Raw genomic sequence first — 19269 nt, 5'->3', positions numbered from 1 at the left:
AGGCCTTCGACGCCGCTGAGCGGGCCATGTGGGCCGGACGGGCGCAGGCCCACGCCGACAGCTTCGCGCGGCTGTGCGCGCATTCCGTCGGGGCGCTGCTGGACGCCGCCGGGGTCGGTCCGGGGACGCGGGTCCTGGACGTGGGCACCGGGACCGGTACGGCGGCCCTGGCCGCGCTCGCACGCGGGGCACGGGTACGGGCCGTGGACGCCGATGCCGGGAGGGTGGCGGCGGCACGGGAGCGGGGGATCGGCGCGCGGATCGCCGTGTTGCCCGAACTGCCCTTCCCGGACGGCGAGTTCGACGCCGTGGTCGGCAACTTCGTCCTCAACCACGTCGGCCGCCCCCGGGCCAGCGCTCACCGAGCTGCGCCGCGTGCTGCGCCCGGGAGGGCGGCTCGCCGTGACGTTGTGGGGCGCGCGGCGCGGGGCCGGGCAGGAGCTGCTCGGGCGGGCCGGCACGGCGGACGGGGCGGTGCCCCCGGCGTATCTGCCCCGGCTCGATCCGGCGGAGGACTTCGCGCGTACGGCTCAGGGGTTCCGGGAACTGCCGGAGGCGGCCGGATTCGGAGCCGTCGAGGCCCGTGAGCTGTCCTGGGACCACCGGACCACCGTCGAGGAGTGGTGGGGCGGAGCCGCCGGCGGGGTCGCCACCATCGGCCTCGTCGTCACTTCGCAGGACGCGGAGACGGTCGCCCGGATCCGGCGGGAGTACGAGCGGCTGAGCGCCGAGTCCGCCGACGGGGAAGGGTGCCTGGCCCTTCCCCATGAGGCGCTGCTCGCCGCCGCGACGGCCCAGGGCCTGTTGGTGCCCCAACAGGCCCTCTAGTTCGCTGAGACGGTGACCTTCTCGTCGTTGTTCAGCTCGTTCACCAGTGTCTTGACCTTCGTCTTGTCCCAGACGAGGTTGCCGCCGGTCGAGCCGGAGACCGGCATGTTCATCGAGGTGCCGTCACCGCCGCTGACGCCCTTCATGGCCCAGAACATCGACGCCAGGTCCCACAGGCTCATGTCCTTGTCGACGGTGAGCGAGTCCAGGCCGGCGCCCATGGTCGGGTAGAACCTGAAGGGGTTCAGCACGGTCGACGGGGTGGCCACCTGGTGGGCCAGCGCCGAGAGGAACTTCTGCTGGTTCTTGGTGCGCTGCAGGTCGGAGGCGGCGAAGGCGTGCCGGGTGCGGACGAAGGCGAGGGCCTGCTCGCCGTTCAGCTTCTGCTTGCCCGCCTTGAAGTCCGCGCCCGAGTACTTGTCCTTGAAGGCCTGGTCGATGGTGATCTCGACACCGCCGACCGCGTCCACGATCTTCGCGAAGCCGGCGAAGCCGATCTCCACGTAGTGGTCGATGTGCAGGCCGGTGTTGAACTCGACGGTGCGCACCAGCAGCGTCGGGCCGTCCTCCGCGTAGGCCGCGTTCAGCTTGGTGTGCCGGCCCGTGCCCTGGTACGTCTTGCCCGAGGCGGACCCCTTGTAGGTCGGGATCTCCACGTCCGAGTCACGCGGCAGCGAGATGAGCGTGTCGCCGCTGTCGCCGACGTGCAGGATCATCATCGAGTCCGTGCGCTGCCCGTCGGCGGAGCCGGTGTGCAGCTTCTTCTTGTCCTCGGCCGACAGGCCCTTGCGGCTGTCGGAGCCGACGATCAGGTAGTTGGTGCCCTCGCCCGCCTCCGGCCGGTCGATGACCGTCGACAGGTCGACGTCGCGGTGCAGCTTGGAGTCGGCCCAGAAGTAGGTGGCCACCGAGGTGACGACCAGCACGGTGGCCAGCGTGATCGCGGTCCACTTGATGCGCCGCCGCCAGTTCGGCGCGGGGCGCGGGCCCCGGACGGGCGTGCCGTCGGGGCCGCCCGGACCGCCTCCGGGGGCGCCGTAGACCTGGCCCGTGTTGTAGCCGCTGTCGTACTCGCCGTAGCCGCCGTCGTGTCCCTGGCCGTCGACGTACGACGGCTGCTGCGGGACGCCCGCGGCGTACGGCGGTGCGGACGGGCCGGCGTCGCCGTACCCGCGCCGGCCGGGCGGGACCGCCGGGCCGCGCCGGACCTGGCGCATCACGCGGGCGCCCTCGGGCTGCGCGCCGGCACTCCCACGTCCGTACCGGGTGCCGCGGTTTTCGTCGGACCATGCCTCGGGCCAGTCATTCATGGGCCCCAGTGTGCAGGGCGCGGCCATGTGCCTTACAAGGCTTGTCGGAAAATCAGAGCGCCGCTGTTGCGAACCCGACACAAATTCCGCGAATGTCGCCTCGGCATAAGGTGGGGGCCATGACAGACCAGGCCACCGAAGCGGAGTCGGACACTCCGGACATCCCCGGCAAGCCCACGTCCGCGTCCCGCACCACACTCAGTCACATCATGACCCACAACGACACCAACCTGCTCGGCACGGTGCACGGCGGTGTGATCATGAAGCTGGTCGACGACGCCGCGGGCGCCGTGGCCGGCCGGCACAGCGGGGGCCCCGCCGTCACGGCGTCCATGGACGAGATGGTCTTCCTGGAGCCCGTCCGCGTCGGCGACCTGGTCCATGTGAAGGCCCAGGTCAACTGGACCGGCCGGACCTCGATGGAGGTCGGCGTCCGGGTCCTGGCCGAGCGCTGGAACGAGTCCACCCCGCCCACCCAGGTCGGCTCCGCCTACCTGGTCTTCGCCGCGGTCGACGCCGCCGGCAGGCCCCGCCGGGTCCCGCCGGTCGTCCCGGAGACCGAACGGGACAGGCGCCGCTACCAGGAGGCCCAGATCCGCCGCACCCACCGCCTGGCCCGCCGCCGGGCCATCCGGGAGCTGCGGGAGAAGCGGGCGGCGGAGGGGTACGAGGACTGAGGACCTGTCCGGCGGAACCTGCCGCAGACGCGGGGCCGACGTCAGCACTGCACCTCGTCCCCGCGCACCACCGTCGTCTCCGCCTGGCCGCCCGGGGCCTCCGCCCGCACCTTCCGTACGTTTCCGAAGTCCGATCCGGCGATCACCTTCATCACCGGTCCCTGCCCGTTGACGGGCCGCAGCTCGCTGCCGGGCAGGGCGGCGGCCAGCGACTTGGCGGAGCGGTCCCAGCGGGGGTCGTAGAGGACCACCGTGCGGCGCACGTTGTGGACGGGCGCGTCGACGGGCAGGTGGGTGGTGGCGAAGCCGGTGGCGGCGAGGGCCGCGTCCACGCGCCTGGCGAGGCCCACCGTGCGGGTGCCGTTCTGTACCTGGACGCGGATCCGCTGCGGGGCCACCTCCACCGGGACCACCGTCTCGCGCCGGGGCGCGTGCGTGGCCAGGGGCCGGTCGTCGCGCAGGGACTGGAACAGCTGCTCCGCCTTCGGCCCGTCCCACTTCAGCGTCGAGCCGATCCCCTTCACCTGGTAGGCCATCTGACCGATGGGGACGGTCGCGAACTCGGACGAGGCGGGGGAGAAGTCGCGCATCGCCCGGCCCAGGTCCAGCAGTTCGTCCGTGCCGAAGCCCTTGTCCGCCCGCACCGAGCCCAGCACCGCCCGGGTCACGTCCCGGAACCGCATCGGGTTCAGCAGCACCCCGGAGGTGGTCGCCCGCTCGACCAGTGCCGCCAGGAAGCGCTGCTGGCGCTTCATCCGGCCCAGGTCACTGGCGCCGTCGACGTGCCGGGCGCGGACGTACTGCAGGGCCTGGCCGTCCCCCAGCATGTGCGTCCCGGCCGGCAGGTCCAGGCCGGTGAAGCTGTCCTTCAGGGGCAGCGGCGTGCAGACCCGGACGCCGCCGAGCACGTCCACGGTCTTCATGAAGCTGGTGAAGTCGACCTCCAGGTAGTGGTCGATCTTGACGTGGGTCATGTTCTCGACCGTGCGCACGGTCAGCTGCGGCCCGCCCTCCGCGTAGGCCGCGTTCAGCTTGAGGGGATGCGCCGCGTGGCGCTGCCCGGTGGTCTCGGCGACGTGCGCGGGCGCCTCGGCGTAGGAGTCGCGCGGCAGGCTCACCACGCTCGCCCGCTCCCGGTCCTGAGAGATGTGCACGATCATGATCGTGTCGGTGCAGTGGCAGGGCTCGCCGCCCAGCCGGTACTTCCGCCGCGCCCGTTCGTCGATCTTGTCCCGGCCGTCGGTGCCGACCAGCAGGACGTTCATGCCGTGACCGCCCCGCGGGCGGTTCTTCATGTCCTTGAACGCGTCGACCCGGGCGATGCCCGCGTCCAGGCTGCTGACCACCGCGTGCCCGATCCCGGCGGAGGCGAGCACCACCACCGACAGCGTGGCCACCGCCCGCATGGCCCAGCGCGGCCGTTTCCGCCGCATGGGCGGCCGCGGTGCCCGCGACCGGGGCGGACGCGGGTGCCGCTGAGGCCGTGCGGGAGAGCGTGGCGGCGTGACGGGCATGGGGACACCTCCGCTGGGGCTTCGCGCCCGGGGCCGTACGAGGGATCCTGAGCACCGTAGGCCCATACGATCTCCATCCCGCGGCAGCGACCCGGCGGCGCGCACCGGTGTCCCCCGTTCGCGGTAACGTGAGCCCCCTATGAACGCCAAGCCCGACGTGCGGCTCCCCGCCGTTTCTGTGATCATGCCCGTCCTCAACGAGGAGCGGCATCTGCGCGGGGCCGTCCAAGCGATCCTCGCGCAGGAGTACGCCGGCGAGATGGAGGTCGTCATCGCCCTCGGTCCGTCCACGGACCGCACGGACGAGATCGCCGCCGAGCTGGTCGCCGAAGACCCCCGCGTGCACACCGTCCCGAACCCCACCGGCCGGACGCCCGCCGCGCTCAACGCCGCGATCAAGGCCTCCCGCCATCCGATCGTGGTACGCGTCGACGGTCACGGCATGCTCTCGCCGAACTACATCGCAACGGCCGTACGGCTCCTGGAGGAGACCGGCGCGCAGAACGTCGGCGGCATCATGCACGCCGAGGGCGAGAACGACTGGGAGCACGCGGTCGCCGCCGCGATGACCTCGAAGATCGGCGTCGGCAACGCCGCCTTCCACACCGGCGGCGAGGCGGGCCCGGCCGAGACCGTCTACCTCGGCGTCTTCCGGCGCGAGGCGCTGGAGCGGCAGGGCGGCTACAACGAGGAGTTCATCCGCGCCCAGGACTGGGAGCTGAACTTCCGCATCCGCGAGGCCGGCGGGCTGATCTGGTTCTCGCCGGAGCTGAAGGTGTCGTACCGGCCGCGCCCGAGCGTGCGGGCGCTGGCCAAGCAGTACAAGGACTACGGCCGCTGGCGGCACGTCGTCGCCCGCTACCACGAGGGCTCCATCAACCTGCGCTACCTCGCCCCGCCGACCGCGGTGTGCGCGATCGCGGCGGGGATCGTGGTGGGCGCGGCCCTGACCCCCTGGGGCTTCGTGGTCCCCGGCGGCTACCTCGCGGCCATCGCCGCCGGGTCCGTCCCCGCGGGCAGGGGCCTGCCGCTGAAGGCACGGCTGCGCATCCCTCTCGCCCTGGCCACCATGCACATGTCCTGGGGCTGGGGCTTCCTGACCAGCCCCCGTTCCCTGGCCAGGAAGGTCATCGCCTCGCGGCGCCCCGCGGTGCTCGGCACCGACTGAGCGAGCCCGCGAGGCGCGAGCCGACCCGACTCACCAGGTGTAGTCCTTGTTGACGTGCATGCACTGACCCTTGTCCGCGCCGTTGATCACCTGCGCCGAGTCCGGGGTCGAGTCGTCCTCCTTCGGGGCGGTGTACCGGGTGCCCGAGCGCCAGTCGGCGCCGACGACCAGCGTGATCCCGGAGACGTCCGTCGACTTCTTCACCCCGGACGCCGGAATGCCGAGCGCCTTGGCCACCCGCTGGGCGTCGCCCTCCAGGTCCGCGCTCGGATAGCGGATCACGGTCGTGCCCTCGCTGGGCGCCGCCGAGGAGTCCGCCACGGCCTGCGTGAAGCCCTTGCCGGCCAGGAGCTGGGCGATGGCGTTCGCCCGGCCGGTGACCGGCGCAAGCGTGTCGGACCGGGTGCCGTTCTGCACCTGTACGGCGATCTTGTCGTCGGCCGCGGCCGGGTCCGAGCTCGTCTTCGCCGCGGCGGACTTCTTCTTGTCCTTGCCGTCCAGGGCGACGTCCTCGCGGACGAGCCGGAACAGCTTCGCCGCGTCACCCGACTTGGGGATCACCCGGCCGCTGGTGAGCGACTCGTACTGCCACGGCATCGTCGTCATGGTGATGCGCTTGGTGGGGACCTTCTTGAGCTCCTTGCTCAGGTCGTACAGCTTCGCCACCGTGCCGAGCCCGTTGTCGACCGTGAGCGCCTTGGTGGCCGTCTCGGCGAGGTCCTTCAGCTTGCCCGGGTTGCTCAGCGTGGCGTTCTCCCGCAGCTGGCGGACCATCGCGTTCATGTACTGGTGCTGGGCCTTGGCCCGGGCTATGTCGGTGTTGTCCTCGAAGCCGTACCGGGTCCGCAGCCACTGCAGGGCCTGGACGCCCTTGATGTAGGTGGTGCCGTCCTTCAGCTTCAGGCCCGAGCCGTGGCCGTTGCTGTCCTTGGAGTAGATGTTGGCGTCCACGCAGACCGGTACGCCGCCGATGGCGTCGGCCATCGACACCACACCCGCGAAGTCGATCATCATGAAGTGGTCGATGTGGATGTCGGTGAGCTTCTCCCAGGTCGCCACCGTGCAGCCGGGGCCGCCGCGCCCCAGCGAGTCGTTCGTTATGTGCGACGTGAGCGCCTGGTAGACCTTGCCGCTGTCGGGGTCCGTGCACTTGGGGATGTCCACCAGCGTGTCGCGCGGCATGCTCACCACCGACATGTTGCTGCGGTCCGCCGAGAGGTGCAGCAGCATCTGGACGTCGGCGCGGGGCGTGGAGTTGAAGGTGTCCTTGGCGCCGCCGAGCTTCTGGTCCTCGGCGTTGTTCCGCCCGTCCGACCCGATCAGCAGGATGTTCAGCGGTTTCTGGCCGGCCGCGTTCGCCTTGGACTCGGCCGCCCTGTCCTTGGCGTCGCCGATGTTCAGGGGGTCCTTCTTGATGTTGGCGTTCAGGTGCTGGTAGTAGAGGTAGCCGGCGCCCGCCGTGCCCAGTATCACCACCGCGAGCACGGTCGCCGACCAGCGCAGGGCGCGTCGTCTGCGCCGCCGGTCGCCGTTCGGGCCGCCTCCGCGTCTTCCGCCGCCGTGCCGGCCGCAGTCCGCCCTCTCCTGGCCCTGCGGTGTGAGAGACATCGTGTCCTCGACCGCAGGAACCTCCCCCCGCACACTGCTCTGCGCCAATTCCCTGCCCTCCCCACCCTGCGCCTGACCCGGGTCCCTCCCGCGCCGGGTTAGACGCGCGAGACACTCGTTGGGTTACCTACGAGGCGCACTTCACCTTGTCTGCCGTGGATTTGTCCACATCCGGCGCCTTTGCCGGAGTGGTGATGGGGACGCCCGCACCCTTGAAGTCCTTGCCCAGGGTCAGCGTCATCGCCGGCAGCCCCTGGGTGTTCGTCACGCTCTTGCCGGGCTTCATCGCGGATCCGGACAGGCCCATGATGGCGGCCAGCCTGCGTGCCTGGGCTGCCTGGTCGGGCGCGTACTCGAGCGTGGTCTTGCTCAGTTCCGCGGGGGCGTTGCCGGCGTTCTCCGACCTGGACACGCCCTCATCATTCTGCAGCCAGTTGAGAACAGCCTGTGCGCTGCCGGTCGCGGCCCCTCCGTTGAGGATGCGCACCCGCACCTCGGATGCGGCGGACTTGGTGCCCTTCAGACGGGCGGCCTGCGCGTCCTTGGCCGCCTTCTTCTTTTTCTTCACGTCGCTGAAGGAGACGTCGTTCTTGATGGCGCCGAAGACCGCGGGGGCGGTCGACTTGTTGAGGACGACGGTCGCCTTGACCTTCTCCGCCGGGTTGTCCACGACCGGCACGGTGGTGAAGGTCAGGTTCTTCGGATTGAGCTTGCCCAGCTCAAGACCCAGTTCCTTCAGCTTGCCGATGCTGTCCAGCTTGTCGTCGACGGTCAACGCCTTGGTGCCGGCCTCGGCCAGCTTCAGCATCTTCGAGGGGCTGGAGAGCGTGGAGTTGGACTTCAGTTTGCGCATCAGCGCGCTGAGGAACTGCTGCTGCAGCCCGATCCGGCTCAGGTCGCCGCCGAAGCCGACGGAGTGCCGCGTGCGCACGTACGCCAGCGCCTGCTCGCCCGAGATGTTGTGCGTGCCCTTCGACAGCTTCAGGTGCGAGTCCGGGTCGTTTATGTCCTTCGCCAGGCAGACCTCGACCCCGCCGACCGCCGTGGTCAGCGTCTTGACCGCGTTGAAGTCGGCGACCATGAAGTCGTCGGGGGTGATTCCGGTCAGCTCGGTGACCGTGCGCATGGTGCAGCTCGGCGTCCGGTCGTCCTGTCCGAGGCTCGTGTTGAAGCGGACGTTCTGCGTGCCCGGGATGACCTTCGTAGTGCCGTCGGCCTGTTTCGTCGGGCAGTCCGGTACGTCCACGATCAGGTCGCGGGGGATGCTCAGCGCGGTGGCGTTCGACCGGTCCCTGGAGACGTGCAGCAGGATGTTGGTGTCGGCGTGTCCGACGCTGCCCCTGTCGCCGTAGCCCTCGTTGCCCTTGCCGGTGCGCTTGTCGGTGCCGATCAGCAGGATGTTGATCGCCTTGTCCTTGCTGAAGCCGCCGGTGCTCGCGCCGTCGTCGGAGACGGAGGTGATGTTGTCGTTGAGGTGCTTGAGGTAGAGGTAGCCGGCCGTGCCCACGGCGACCAGCACGAACGCCGTGCCGCCGGCGGTCCACGCCAGGATCTTCTTGACCTTCGACTTCTTCTTCACCGGCCGCCGGGTGCGCCGCCCCGGCGGCGGCTCGGGCGGACCGCCCCGGCGCCGGCGCTGGCCCGGGACCTCGCGCCCGGGCGTGCCGCGCGTGTCGCCGTCCGGCCTCCCGCGCGTCCCGGGCGCGGCGGTCCGGCCGCGCGCAGCGTTTCCGCCGGCGCTCCCGCGCGGGGAGGCGGATCTGCGCGGTCCCGGTACCGTCGACTGCGGAGCGGAAGGAGTCAGTCGCAGTTCGTATTCGCCGGTGTTCGGATTGAGTACCCACTGGTCTGCGGGGTCGATGTTGTCCGCCCGCCCACGGCCTTGCGCGTCCACGGTTGTCCGAATCCTCCGTCGGGGCCACGCGGCGCCTTTCCCCCCACAAGGCGCTCGGGTCTCGGTCAATCAGTGCACGACCCCAGGAAGGACCTCGCGGTCGGGTGCACCGGATCGCTCACACTATCCGCCCAGTTCAGCGTCAAGCGACGCCGGTGACAAATTCCACCTTCCTACAACCGGGCAATCCGTCCCATTTTCCTGAACGGAAGTTCGCCGCCTTGGCGCTCGCTTTACTCGCAGGTGTCCTCGGCGGCGGTGTTTCCCCGGAAGGTCGGGGTGGGGGAGGGGGTGTTCTCCCCGTCGCCGGGGCGGCCGGCGGCATGAGAATCAGGTGAGACTTTCCGCGCGACCGCCACCGGCTGGTCCGCCCGCAGCCGCCCGAAGAGTTTCTCGGCATCGGGTTCCACGAGCTGGTCCCGATTGGCGTTGTAAACGTACGACTCCCTTGGAACAGTCAGAAAACGCACGTGTTCGGTGGGGATGTCCCGCAATCCGCGCACGAGTTGGTAGAGGCCGCGCAGACTCGCCAGTTCCGGGTCGGTGGTGAGGGCCGAGGTGGCCGCGTCCAGCACCGGATAGAGCTTGACCGGGTTCAGCAGGACGTCGTCGCTGCGGACCTTGTTGACGAGCGCCCCGAGAAACCGCTGCTGCCGCTCCATCCGGTCGGTGTCGCTTCCGTCGCCCAGGGACTTGCGGACCCGCACGTAGCCGAGCGCCTGTTCTCCGTCGAGCGTCACCCTGCCCGCCGGCAGCCGCAGCCTGGCGGCCTTGTCGTCGATGGGTTCCTTCAGGCACACCTCAACGCCGTCCACGGCGTCGACCATCTCCTTGAAGCCGCGGAAGTCGACGACGACGTGGTGGTCGATCCGGATGTCCGTCAGCTTCTCCACGGTCCGGATGGTGCAGGCAGAGCCTCCCATCTGGAAGGCGTAGTTGAACATCGCGAACATCGGCTCGCTCCGGCTCCCGTCCGCCCGCCGGCAGCTCGGGATGTCCACCATCAGGTCGCGCGGCAGGGACACGGCGGTGGCGCTGCGCCGGTCGGCGGCCAGGTGCAGCAGGATCGTGGTGTCGGACCGCTCGCTGCCCAGGTCCCGCCCGTACTCGTCGTTGCCGTGCCCCGAGCGCGTGTCCGACCCGATCAGCAGGATGTTCTGCGCGTCCCGGACCAGCGCCGTGGGCCGCTCCCGCTCGTACCGGGCGAGCTCGGCCGCGGCCGCGTCGTCGGCCGTGATGTTGGCGCTCAGCTTGGCGTACACCGCCCACCCGCCCCCGGCGGCCGCCGCGACGAGGATCGCGACCCCCAGGGCCGCCCCCTCCGCCCACCGCCGCCGGCGCCTGCGTATGAGCCCGTCACCCGTGGCGGAGGCGCCGGCACCGGGCCCCGGGGTCCGTCCGGAGGGCGTACCTGCGGTGTCGGTCACGGCTGGGCCACCCCTCATGGCGTACGAGCGTGTCGTCCTGCTCCTACGACGATGGCGTGCGGGCGGCGGGGGAGGGGGCTGTTGCTGCTCCGAACGGGTGACTGCGCTCAGGGGTCCTTGCACTACGCCCGCCCTGGTCGCTCATGGTGCAAGGACCCCTTGCCCGGAGCGCGGGGCACCGCCCCTTTCAGTGGCGCGAGGCAGTCACCCGCTCACTCTCGATCCGCTTGGCCAGAGCCTCCTCGTCCAACCGCTCCAGATGCCGGCACAACACCACCGACCCCCCGGTGGCCAGCGGCGCGTACAGCCCCGCGCTCAGGCCCTCCCACGTGTCGTACGGCAGAGCGGACAGCAGCCGGGACCCGGGCCCGGTGAGACCCAGCTCCCGCGCATCCCCCCGAGCCCGCTCCACGACCTCCGCGCCCGTCAGCTCGGCCCCCGCGACGATCAGCGCGGGCTCCTCCGGATCCACCGGCGAGAACGGCACGAACCGGTCCCCCTGACTCGGCACCTCCACGGCGTAGTCCACGAAACCCTCCGGGGTCTGCGGGAACCGCCCGCCGAGCGGCCGCAGCGCGAGCGCGACCCGCTCCCCACGGCAGGCCCGCGCCGCCTCCAGTGAGTCCGGACCGCTGACGACGACTTCGGCCGCCGCCGGGTCCCCGGCCACGTCCGCGACCGCGCCCACCGACGAGCAGGCCAGCAGCCAGACGGCCGTCTGCCAGTGCGCGGGCAGCAGCAGCGCGACCCGGTCGCCGGGCCCGGCGGCGAGGTCGCCCTGGAGGAGGTTGGCGGTCTTGGCCACCCAATTGGCGAAGGTGGCCACGGACAGTTCGACGCGTTCGCCCGTGGCGTCGTCGTAGAAGGTCACCAGGGGGCGTCCGGGATCCGCGGCGAGCGCGGATCGCAGCAGGTCGGCAGGGGTGCGATCGGTGGCGTTCACCCGCGCAAGCGTACGCGGCCGAGCCTTTGCGCACCGAGCGGCGGGGCCACCGGTTCGGCGGAACGTCAGCCGACGGACCGTCAGTTCCCGGATGGACAGATATGTATGACTATGTCCAGGATCGGGGCCATGAGTGGATTCCTCACCTCCTCGATCGGCGCCTCCTCGATCGGTGTCACCTGCGCGGCCGTCCTCGCCCTGCCGCTGACCCTGCCCGCAGCGGCCGCTCCCGCGAGACCGGTCGGGGCCCGTACGGCCGGATCCGCCGTCCCCGGCGACACCCGGTCCCTGCCCCTGGTGCCCCTCACCCGGGACAGCGCCCACGGCACCGCCCCCGAACAGGGCCTGTACCGCGACGACGTAGGGCACTTCTCGCTCGTCGGCGTCGTCTGGGACAACCCCGACACCGAACTCCACGGCCGCGTCCAGGTCCGTACCCGGGCCGCCGGCACCGGCAGGTGGTCCGGCTGGCAGGACGTCGAGACGCACAACGCCGACCACGGCGCCGACCCGGGCACGGCGGAGCGCGCCTCCGGTCAGGTGCGCGGTGCCACCGCCCCGTTGTGGGTGGGGGACTCGGACGGGGTCGAGGTACGCGTCCGAGCGGAGGCGGAGGCCGACGGAGCCGACGGGACCCAGACCATGAACGCCCGTTCCCCGCTCCCCTCCGGTCTGCGCCTGGAACTCGTCGACCCCGGCGACGACCCTCCGCCCGCGGGACCCCCGGCCGGCAACCCGCCCATCGGCACCCTGAAGGAGGCCGAAGCCGCCGCCTCCGCCGTCAACACCGACCTCGCGCCCTTCGCCGCCACCGAGATCCCCGCGCTCGGCAGGGCGGAGACCGAGATGCAGCTGATGGCCCTGCGCGGCGACCAACTGACCGAAGCCCAGCGGAGCAAGCCGTACATCGGGCCGCGTCCCGGCATCGTGACCCGGCGCGGCTGGGGCGCGGACGAGTCGCTGCGCGAGAAGGGGTTCGTCTACACGAAGAAGGTCAAGGCGGCGTTCATCCACCACACCGCCTCCGGCAACAACTACCGCTGCTCCCAGGCCCCGTCCGTCATCCGCAGTATCTACCGCTACCACGTCCGCAGCATGGGCTGGCGCGACATCGGCTACAACTTCCTCGTCGACAAGTGCGGAACCATCTACGAGGGCCGCGCCGGGGGCGTGTCCAAGGCGGTCCGGGGCGCCCACACCCTCGGGTTCAACACCAACAGCATGGGCATCGCCGTGATCGGCACCTACGGCTCCAGCAAGCCGTCCGCCGCCGCCGTGAAGGCCATCGCCCGGCTCACCGCCTGGAAGCTCGGGCTCTACGGGGCCAATCCGCGCGGAAAGACATACCTGACGTCAGGGGGTGGCAATCTCTACCCAAAGGGGAAGAACGTACGACTGAACGTGATCTCCGGCCATAGGGACGGATTCTCCACCGAGTGCCCAGGAAAGCAGCTCTACGCCAAACTCGGCTCGGCCCGTTCCACCGCGGCGCGCTATCAGGGGCGCTGACGGGCGGGGCGCACGGTCATCGCCGCCGGGGGCAGTCGGGGGAATCCGCACGCCGATGTCGCGGGACATCGCGCGGCCGTCGAGGGCGCCGTCGCACGGTCTGCATACACTGGCCGGCCGAAACACAGTTCGGCCGGTCCCGGCAGGAAGCAGAGACGACAGGTGACAGAAGCGATCCTCCTGGTCGGCGGCAAAGGCACCCGGCTGCGTCCGCTCACGGTGCACACCCCCAAGCCCATGGTCCGGGCGGCCGGGGTCCCGTTCCTCACCCACCAGTTGGCCCGGGCGAGAGCGGCGGGCGTGGAACACATCGTGCTCGCGACGAGTTATCTGGCCGAGGTCTTCGAGCCGTACTTCGGCGACGGCGCCGCGCTGGGCCTCCACATCGAGTACGTCACCGAGGAGGAGCCGCTCGGCACGGGCGGAGCCATCCGCAACGTGGCCTCGCGCCTGCACTCCGGCGCGGACGACCCGGTACTCGTCTTCAACGGCGACATCCTGACGGGACTGGACATCAGGGCCCTGGTGCGGACGCACGAGGAGACGTCGGCGGACGTGTCCCTGCACCTCACCAAGGTGACAGACCCGCGCGCCTACGGCCTCGTCCCCACCGACGACACCGGCCGCGTACTCGCCTTCCTGGAGAAGCCGCAGACCCCCGAGGAGATCATCACCGACCAGATCAACGCCGGGGCGTACGTCTTCCGCCGCTCGGTCATCGACACGATCCCGGCGGGCCGGCCGGTGTCGGTGGAACGGGAGACGTTCCCGGACCTGCTGGCGGCGGGCGCCCACCTGCAGGGCATGGTGGACTCGACGTACTGGCTCGACCTCGGCACGCCCGCGGCCTTCGTCCGCGGCTCGGCCGACCTGGTCCTGGGCCGGGCGCCGTCCCCCGCCGTCCCCGGCCGCTGCGGCGACCGTCTGGTCCTGCCGACGGCCACGGTCGCGCCGGACGCGAAGCTGACGGGCGGCACGGTGGTCGGCGAGGGCGCGTTCGTGGCGGAGGGCGCGCGGGTGTCCGGCAGCACGATCCTGCCGGGGGCCGTCATCGAGCCGGGTGCCGTCATCACCGACTCCCTCATCGGCACCCGCGCCCGCGTCGGCGAACGCTCCGTCCTCACCGGCACGGTCATCGGCGACGGCGCGGTGGTCGGGCCCGACAACGAACTGCGCGAGGGCGTACGGGTGTGGTGCGACGCGCGGATTCCGGCGGGGGCGGTGCGCTTCTCCTCGGACCAGTAGCCGGTGCGGGTAGCGGAGCGAGTGACCGCCCGAGGCCTGCCGGTGCGCGTCGGCTCACGCCCGGGCACTCCGCCTTTCCGCTGGGCGCCCTCTCCGAGTCGGCCGTCAGGAAGGGCGCGCGCCGCCCGGTGCTGCTGTCCGGGTGCGGCGAGGAGGGCGCGGTGCACAGCGAGGACCGGCACCGGTCGTCGACGCCGACGACACACTGCACGGCCGGGCCACCACCTCAGCCGTGCGGCAGGGCTGACGCCTCACAGGCGGCCGATGTCGCCGACAGGCATCCGCGGAGCCCTCCGCGGCGGCACACGCCCGCTCAGCAGAATCAGCCGGGCTGCCCGATGCCGCTGCCCCGCATACGGCTGAAGCAACTCCAGCATCACGTCGTCGTCCGCGTTCCGTTCCCCGGCCAGCGCCCACCCGATGATCCCGGGCAGGTGCAGATCCCCGACCGTCACCGCGTCCGCCGCCCCATGGCTGCGCTGCACGGTCTCCGCCGACGTCCACGGCCCGATCCCCGGCACGACCTCCAACCGCGCCCGCGCGGCCTCCGGCGCCATCCCGACCGCCTCCTCCAGCCGCGCGGCGACCCGTACGGCCCGCAGGATCGTCGACGCCCGCTTGTTGTCGACCCCGGCGCGATGCCACTCCCAGGAGGGGATCAGCGCCCACGCCCGAGGCTCCGGCATCACATACATCCGCCCGGGCGCGGGCCCCGGCGCCGGCTCCCCGAACTTCCGCACCAGCAACCGCCACGCCCGATACGCCTCGGCGGTCGTGACCTTCTGCTCCAGGATCGACGGAATCAACGACTCCAGCACGAGCCCGGTCCGCGTCAGCCTGAGCCCCGGCCGCCGGTGCCGGGCCATCGCCACCACCCGGTGCCGGGGCGCGAACGCGGAGGGATCGTCGGCGGCACCGAGCAGCTCAGGCAACTGCTCCAGCAGCCACCCGGCCCCTGGCCCCCATGCCTGCCCGCGCACCTCACCGCCGTACGCCGACACCCGGAGCGTGCCCGGCCCGGCGGGCGTCCGGCTGGCCCGCCACACGGATCCGTCCGGCGCCGCGCGGAACGTCGGATCCCCGGACCCGCGCCGCAGCGGCCCGAGCACCAGCCCGAGATCGAGCGGCCCGTCCGGCACCCACGTCCGCACCCGCCCCGGTCCGGCGGCCTGCCGCGGCACGCCCGCCCCCGCCTTCCCGCCGGCGGGCACGGGGAGATGCCCACCGCGCACGGTCGTACGCGTGGGCCGCGGAGCGAAGCGTCCTGCCATGGATGAGGTCCCCGGGATGCCGAAGGTGTCCTATGAGACTAGGCGGTCCCGCGGACAGGTCACCGCACCTCGATGAACGCCCCCGCCTCCCGCGCCGGGCGCGGACGCGGCTCCTCGGCCGGATGCCCGACCGCCACCGCTCCCATCGGGTCCCACTCCCCGGGCAGGTCCAGCACCTCGCGCACCACGTCCCGGCAGAACATCGTCGACGACACCCACGCCGAACCCAGCCGCTCCCCGGCCAGCGCGACCAGGAAGTTCTGCACCGCGGCCCCGGCCGCGACGACGAACATCTCCCGCTCGGCACCGTCCCGCCGCGCGTCCCCGTAGGTGTGCGAGCCGTCCATGACGAGGCACGGCACGACCAGGTACGGCGCGTTGCGCAGTACGTCCCCGCGCCGCACCCGCTTGGCGATCGACTCCTCGGTCTTCCCGTCCCGTCTGAGGTCGGCGATCCAGGCGTCCCGCATGGCGTCCAGCAGCCGGGTCCGGGCCTCGGCCGACTCCAGCAGCACGAACCGCCACGGCGTCGTGTGGTGCGGCGCCGGCGCGGTCACCGCCGCGGTCACCGCCCGCCGTACCGCTCCGGGATCGACCGGCTCGTCCGTGAAGGCCCGTACCGTACGCCGCTGGGTCACCGCCTCCCGGACCGCCTCGGAGGTGCCCAGCCGGAACATGTCGTCGCGGGCGTCGCGCACCAGGGCCCGCGCCCCTTCGCCGTGATCGTCGGTCACGGTGTGCGGCAGGCCGCGCACCACGGCGACGGGCAGCCCGGCGGCCTTGCCCTTGACCAGGTCGCCCGCGGCGGCCAGTTCGTCGGCGGTGGCGACGACGGTGGCGCTGAGCGGATTGCCGTACGCGTCCGTGCCTCCGCGCAGATCGTCCAGCACGCGCACGCCCGCGGCGCCGATCGCGACGTCCGTGAGCCCCGCGCGCCACGGCCGCCCGAACGTGTCGGTGACGAGGACCCCGACGTCGGCGCCCAGCGCGTCCCGCAGCCCGTCCCGGATGGCCCGCGCGGACGCGTCCGGATCCTCGGGCAGCAGCAGCACGGTGCCGGAGGGGGTGTTGGAGGCGTCGACCCCGGCGGCCGCCATGACGAGGCCCTGCCGGTTCTCGACGATCCGCAGCGGGCCGCGCCGCGCGACCACCCGGACGGTCTCCGCGTCGATCGCGGCCTCCCGGTCGGCGGCCTCGACGACCCGGCCCTCCGCCTTGGACACGATCTTCGAGGTGACGAGCAGCACGTCCCCGTCGACCAGGCCCGGCTCGGCGGCCGCGATCAGCTTGGCCAGGTCGTCGCCCGGCTGCACCTCGGGGAGCCCGGCCAGGGCCCAGACCCGGTACTCGGACCGCTCCTCGCTCACGCCCCGCGCACCTCCTCCGCCAGCGTCAGCGCCTCGCGCGCCATCCGCGCGGCCGCGTCGACGTCGGTCATCATCAGCGGTACGGCCCGGCAGCGGATGCCGGCCGCCTCGACCCGTTCGACCGCACCCGCGTCCACGGTGTCCACCAGCCAGCCGTCCAGCAGCCCCGAGCCGTAGTGCTCGGCCACGGCCGCGGCCGTGGACTCCACGCCGACCGCCGCGAGCACCTTGTCGGCCATCCCGCGCACGGGCGCGTCCCCGACGATGGGGGACAGGCCCACCACCGGCACCCCGGCGTCGGCGATCGCCTCCCGGATGCCGGGCACGGCGAGGATCGTGCCGATGGAGACGACCGGGTTGGACGGCGGGAAGAGCACGACGTCCGCCGCGGCGATGGCCTCCAGCACGCCCGGCGCCGGCTTCGACTGCTCGGCGCCGACCGGCACGACCGCCTCCGCCGGGACCGACGCCCGCAGCCGCACCCAGTACTCCTGGAAGTGGACCGCCTTGCGCTCGCCGTCCACCTCGACCGCCACGTGCGTCTCCACGCGGTCGTCGGTCATCGGGATCAGCCGCACCCCGGGCTTCCAGCGGTCGCACAGCGCCTCGGTCACCGCGCTCAGCGGATAACCGGCGCCCAGCATCTGCGTCCGCACGATGTGCGTGGCGAAGTCCCGGTCGCCGAGCCCGAACCACTCCGGCCCGACCCCGTACGCCGCGAGCTCCTCCTTGAGGTGGAAGGTCTCGTCCGCCCGCCCCCAGCCCTGCTCCTCGTTGATGCCGCCGCCGAGCGTGTACATCACCGTGTCGAGGTCCGGGCAGACCTTCAGCCCGAAGAGGTGGATGTCGTCCCCGGTGTTGCCGATGACCGTGACGTCCGCGTCCGGCACGGCCCGCTTCAGACCGCGCAGGAACCGGGCACCACCGATGCCGCCTGCCAGAACCACAATGCGCATGGGCCAAGTCTTGCAGGCGGGTACGACAACGCGTCAGGCAGTCACCGGACGGGGCTCGGCGCGTCCCTCGCAGTACGGGGAGGTGTGCATCGGCATCTCCGTCAGACCCGGGTAGTAGACGTGCAGGCTGACCGCCGGCTCCAGCGTGTCGTTGACGACCTCGTGAACGTACCCCGGCGCGAAGACCCTCCCCCACTCCCGGCTTCGCTCGAGCGGGGGGACCCCCGTGGTCCCTTCGCCCAACGCGCGCGTGCCCCGGTCGGTCCGCTCGGTCAGCGTGCCCTCCAGGACGGTCAGTACACCGGAGGAGTGGCCGTGGTCGTGCAGGCCGGTGCCCTGGCCCGGCACCCAGGACAGCAACCACACCTCGTAGCCCGGGCCGGTGCGCAGCCGGTGGGACCAGCGGCTCGTCGCGTCGTACCGGACGAGGTGCGCCCACTGGGAGCGGTCGGCGGCGATGTCGCGGGCCAGGCCGACGAACTCGGCGACGGTGGCCGGGTGCTCGCGCGGGGCCTGGAGCAGGTGCGGGACTTCGAGGATGTCGCCGGCGATCTGGAGGTCGTTGTCGCTGTTCATGGGGGTGCGGTGGGTCCTCGGCGGAAAGAGTGGGGCTGGCTGGGTGTCGCGTACCGTCCGCCCGGATCGCGGGCGGGAGGAGTGCCCTGGATGTGGGTCAGGAAAGAGAGAGGCAGCCGAGTCGGACGGACTCAGGGGAGCCGGAGCGCGTGGGGCTCAACAGCTGGAACAGCAACAACAGCTACAGCGGGCGCGGGCAGCACCGTGGGACCCGGCGGGGCGGGTCGAGGTGAGTGCCAAGTGCGCGAGCATGCCCACAAGGACACCGGTTCACACCTTCTCTGTCAACTCCACGCCCGGTATGTGGGACATGTTTCACCTCATCCGGTTCATTCCTCAGCTGAAAGGTTTGTTCATCGGGTTGCCGGGACACATGGCGTCCATCCGGGCGCACGAGCCTCGTCGGAACGCGATCGAACTCCTGGGCGTCCTTCTCCGTACTGGTGTCTGTGCGGGGTCGGAGGCCCTTCCCGGGCCCCACCTGCGTGGGTCAAGGTTTATGCCGATTTGAACACTTTCCGCATGGCCTTGGTTCCGCAGAGTGAATAACGGGCCCGATAGCAGATCCCGGCTTGACTCCCCCGGAGCGGCACACTTGTAATTTCACTCGTGTCGTTCAGCCGGAATCGGTAACGGCCACGACCACGGGGACGCGAGGAACAGACGAGGGGCGCACATGACCGAGCTGGTGCAGCAACTGCTGGTCGACGACGCGGACGAGGAACTCGGCTGGCAGGAGCGCGCACTGTGCGCCCAGACCGACCCCGAGTCCTTCTTCCCCGAGAAGGGCGGCTCCACCAGGGAGGCCAAGAAGGTCTGCCTCGCCTGCGAGGTGCGCTCCGAATGCCTCGAGTACGCCCTCGCCAACGACGAGCGCTTCGGTATCTGGGGCGGCCTGTCCGAGCGCGAGCGGCGCCGGCTGAAGAAGGCCGCGGTCTGAACGGACGGCACAGAGACTTCGCGTACACAGGTACAA

The 19269-nt window shown here is 71.6% G+C and carries 16 protein-coding genes and 1 pseudogene; 7 read left to right on the top strand and 10 right to left on the bottom strand.

What is annotated here, in order from left to right:
* Nucleotides 1-26: 26 nt before the first annotated feature.
* Nucleotides 27-329, top strand: a pseudogene (locus ACIBBH_RS37225) (class I SAM-dependent methyltransferase); the annotation flags it as partial.
* A 46-nt stretch (nt 330-375) separates the two neighbouring features.
* Nucleotides 376-828, top strand: a complete 453-nt coding sequence (locus ACIBBH_RS37220; RefSeq protein ID WP_399412588.1) for a hypothetical protein — start codon at nt 376-378, stop codon at nt 826-828.
* Here ACIBBH_RS37220 and ACIBBH_RS37215 read toward each other — a convergent pair.
* Nucleotides 825-2138 carry an LCP family protein gene (locus tag ACIBBH_RS37215; protein ID WP_399412503.1) on the bottom strand — a complete coding sequence of 438 codons (1314 nt, stop codon included), beginning with the start codon at nt 2136-2138 and terminating at the stop codon, nt 825-827. The genes ACIBBH_RS37220 and ACIBBH_RS37215 overlap by 4 nt on opposite strands.
* A gap of 119 nt (nt 2139-2257) precedes the next feature.
* Here ACIBBH_RS37215 and ACIBBH_RS37210 point away from each other — a divergent pair, with 119 nt between their 5' ends.
* Nucleotides 2258-2815, top strand: coding sequence for an acyl-CoA thioesterase (locus ACIBBH_RS37210; RefSeq protein WP_399412501.1), 558 nt, complete (start codon nt 2258-2260; stop codon nt 2813-2815).
* 41 nt (nt 2816-2856) lie between these two features.
* On the opposite strand, the gene ACIBBH_RS37205 is transcribed toward ACIBBH_RS37210, so the two are convergent.
* Nucleotides 2857-4329 (bottom strand): LCP family protein, encoded by a 1473-nt coding sequence (locus ACIBBH_RS37205; RefSeq protein WP_399412499.1) that lies wholly within the window; start codon nt 4327-4329, stop codon nt 2857-2859.
* A gap of 139 nt (nt 4330-4468) precedes the next feature.
* Here ACIBBH_RS37205 and ACIBBH_RS37200 point away from each other — a divergent pair, with 139 nt between their 5' ends.
* Nucleotides 4469-5497, top strand: a complete 1029-nt coding sequence (locus ACIBBH_RS37200; protein ID WP_399412497.1) for a glycosyltransferase family 2 protein — start codon at nt 4469-4471, stop codon at nt 5495-5497.
* 30 nt (nt 5498-5527) lie between these two features.
* Here the strand turns inward: ACIBBH_RS37200 and ACIBBH_RS37195 are convergent, their stop codons facing one another.
* From ACIBBH_RS37195 to ACIBBH_RS37180, 4 genes are all read right to left on the bottom strand, one after another.
* Complete coding sequence (locus ACIBBH_RS37195) at nt 5528-7105, bottom strand: LCP family protein (protein WP_399412495.1); 1578 nt, start codon at nt 7103-7105, stop codon at nt 5528-5530.
* A 127-nt stretch (nt 7106-7232) separates the two neighbouring features.
* A complete protein-coding gene (locus ACIBBH_RS37190; RefSeq protein ID WP_399412493.1) occupies nt 7233-8999 on the bottom strand; it encodes an LCP family protein in 1767 nt (588 codons plus the stop codon).
* 233 nt (nt 9000-9232) lie between these two features.
* Nucleotides 9233-10444: an LCP family protein gene (locus tag ACIBBH_RS37185; protein WP_399412491.1), complete on the bottom strand. Its 1212-nt coding sequence runs from the start codon at nt 10442-10444 to the stop codon at nt 9233-9235.
* A gap of 169 nt (nt 10445-10613) precedes the next feature.
* Nucleotides 10614-11369 (bottom strand): TIGR03089 family protein, encoded by a 756-nt coding sequence (locus tag ACIBBH_RS37180; protein ID WP_399412489.1) that lies wholly within the window; start codon nt 11367-11369, stop codon nt 10614-10616.
* A gap of 111 nt (nt 11370-11480) precedes the next feature.
* On the opposite strand from ACIBBH_RS37180, the gene ACIBBH_RS37175 reads away from it, so the two are divergent.
* Complete coding sequence (locus tag ACIBBH_RS37175) at nt 11481-12878, top strand: peptidoglycan recognition protein (protein ID WP_399412584.1); 1398 nt, start codon at nt 11481-11483, stop codon at nt 12876-12878.
* Nucleotides 12879-13040: 162 nt separating this feature from the next.
* Nucleotides 13041-14123, top strand: a complete 1083-nt coding sequence (locus ACIBBH_RS37170) for a sugar phosphate nucleotidyltransferase (RefSeq protein ID WP_399412487.1) — start codon at nt 13041-13043, stop codon at nt 14121-14123.
* A gap of 251 nt (nt 14124-14374) precedes the next feature.
* Here the strand turns inward: ACIBBH_RS37170 and ACIBBH_RS37165 are convergent, their stop codons facing one another.
* From ACIBBH_RS37165 to ACIBBH_RS37150, 4 genes are read right to left on the bottom strand one after another with little or no spacing between them, the layout of a single operon-like run.
* Nucleotides 14375-15394 carry a DNA-3-methyladenine glycosylase family protein gene (locus ACIBBH_RS37165; protein WP_399412485.1) on the bottom strand — a complete coding sequence of 340 codons (1020 nt, stop codon included), beginning with the start codon at nt 15392-15394 and terminating at the stop codon, nt 14375-14377.
* A 59-nt stretch (nt 15395-15453) separates the two neighbouring features.
* Nucleotides 15454-16761 (bottom strand): coenzyme F420-0:L-glutamate ligase, encoded by a 1308-nt coding sequence (locus tag ACIBBH_RS37160; RefSeq protein WP_399412483.1) that lies wholly within the window; start codon nt 16759-16761, stop codon nt 15454-15456.
* Nucleotides 16758-17717 (bottom strand): 2-phospho-L-lactate transferase, encoded by a 960-nt coding sequence (gene cofD, locus ACIBBH_RS37155; protein WP_399412481.1) that lies wholly within the window; start codon nt 17715-17717, stop codon nt 16758-16760. The genes ACIBBH_RS37160 and cofD overlap by 4 nt, the downstream gene beginning before the upstream one ends.
* Nucleotides 17718-17750: 33 nt before the next feature.
* The gene (locus ACIBBH_RS37150) at nt 17751-18293 is read right to left on the bottom strand and encodes a cysteine dioxygenase (RefSeq protein WP_399412479.1); all 543 of its coding nucleotides are present in this window, start codon (nt 18291-18293) and stop codon (nt 17751-17753) included.
* A gap of 676 nt (nt 18294-18969) precedes the next feature.
* Here ACIBBH_RS37150 and ACIBBH_RS37145 point away from each other — a divergent pair.
* Nucleotides 18970-19233: a WhiB family transcriptional regulator gene (locus tag ACIBBH_RS37145; RefSeq protein ID WP_003975777.1), complete on the top strand. Its 264-nt coding sequence runs from the start codon at nt 18970-18972 to the stop codon at nt 19231-19233.
* Nucleotides 19234-19269: the final 36 nt, after the last annotated feature.

Source organism: Streptomyces sp. NPDC051636 (assembly GCF_044453765.1).
Lineage (GTDB): Bacteria > Actinomycetota > Actinomycetes > Streptomycetales > Streptomycetaceae > Streptomyces.
Note: the sequence above shows the minus strand (reverse complement) of the source record. Positions and strands in the feature narration are given on the sequence as shown.

Bases quoted from the DNA above. Each gene is read 5' to 3' on its own strand.
- cofD (WP_399412481.1), bottom strand. From the start codon at position 17,717: ATGCGCATTGTGGTTCTGGCAGGCGGCATCGGTGGTGCCCGGTTCCTG.
- ACIBBH_RS37185 (WP_399412491.1), bottom strand. From the start codon at position 10,444: ATGAGGGGTGGCCCAGCCGTGACCGACACCGCAGGTACGCCCTCCGGA.
- ACIBBH_RS37200 (WP_399412497.1), top strand. From the start codon at position 4,469: ATGAACGCCAAGCCCGACGTGCGGCTCCCCGCCGTTTCTGTGATCATG.
- ACIBBH_RS37215 (WP_399412503.1), bottom strand. From the start codon at position 2,138: ATGAATGACTGGCCCGAGGCATGGTCCGACGAAAACCGCGGCACCCGG.
- ACIBBH_RS37145 (WP_003975777.1), top strand. From the start codon at position 18,970: ATGACCGAGCTGGTGCAGCAACTGCTGGTCGACGACGCGGACGAGGAA.
- ACIBBH_RS37175 (WP_399412584.1), top strand. From the start codon at position 11,481: ATGTCCAGGATCGGGGCCATGAGTGGATTCCTCACCTCCTCGATCGGC.
- ACIBBH_RS37195 (WP_399412495.1), bottom strand. From the start codon at position 7,105: ATGTCTCTCACACCGCAGGGCCAGGAGAGGGCGGACTGCGGCCGGCAC.
- ACIBBH_RS37205 (WP_399412499.1), bottom strand. From the start codon at position 4,329: ATGCCCGTCACGCCGCCACGCTCTCCCGCACGGCCTCAGCGGCACCCG.
- ACIBBH_RS37210 (WP_399412501.1), top strand. From the start codon at position 2,258: ATGACAGACCAGGCCACCGAAGCGGAGTCGGACACTCCGGACATCCCC.
- ACIBBH_RS37165 (WP_399412485.1), bottom strand. From the start codon at position 15,394: ATGGCAGGACGCTTCGCTCCGCGGCCCACGCGTACGACCGTGCGCGGT.
- ACIBBH_RS37150 (WP_399412479.1), bottom strand. From the start codon at position 18,293: ATGAACAGCGACAACGACCTCCAGATCGCCGGCGACATCCTCGAAGTC.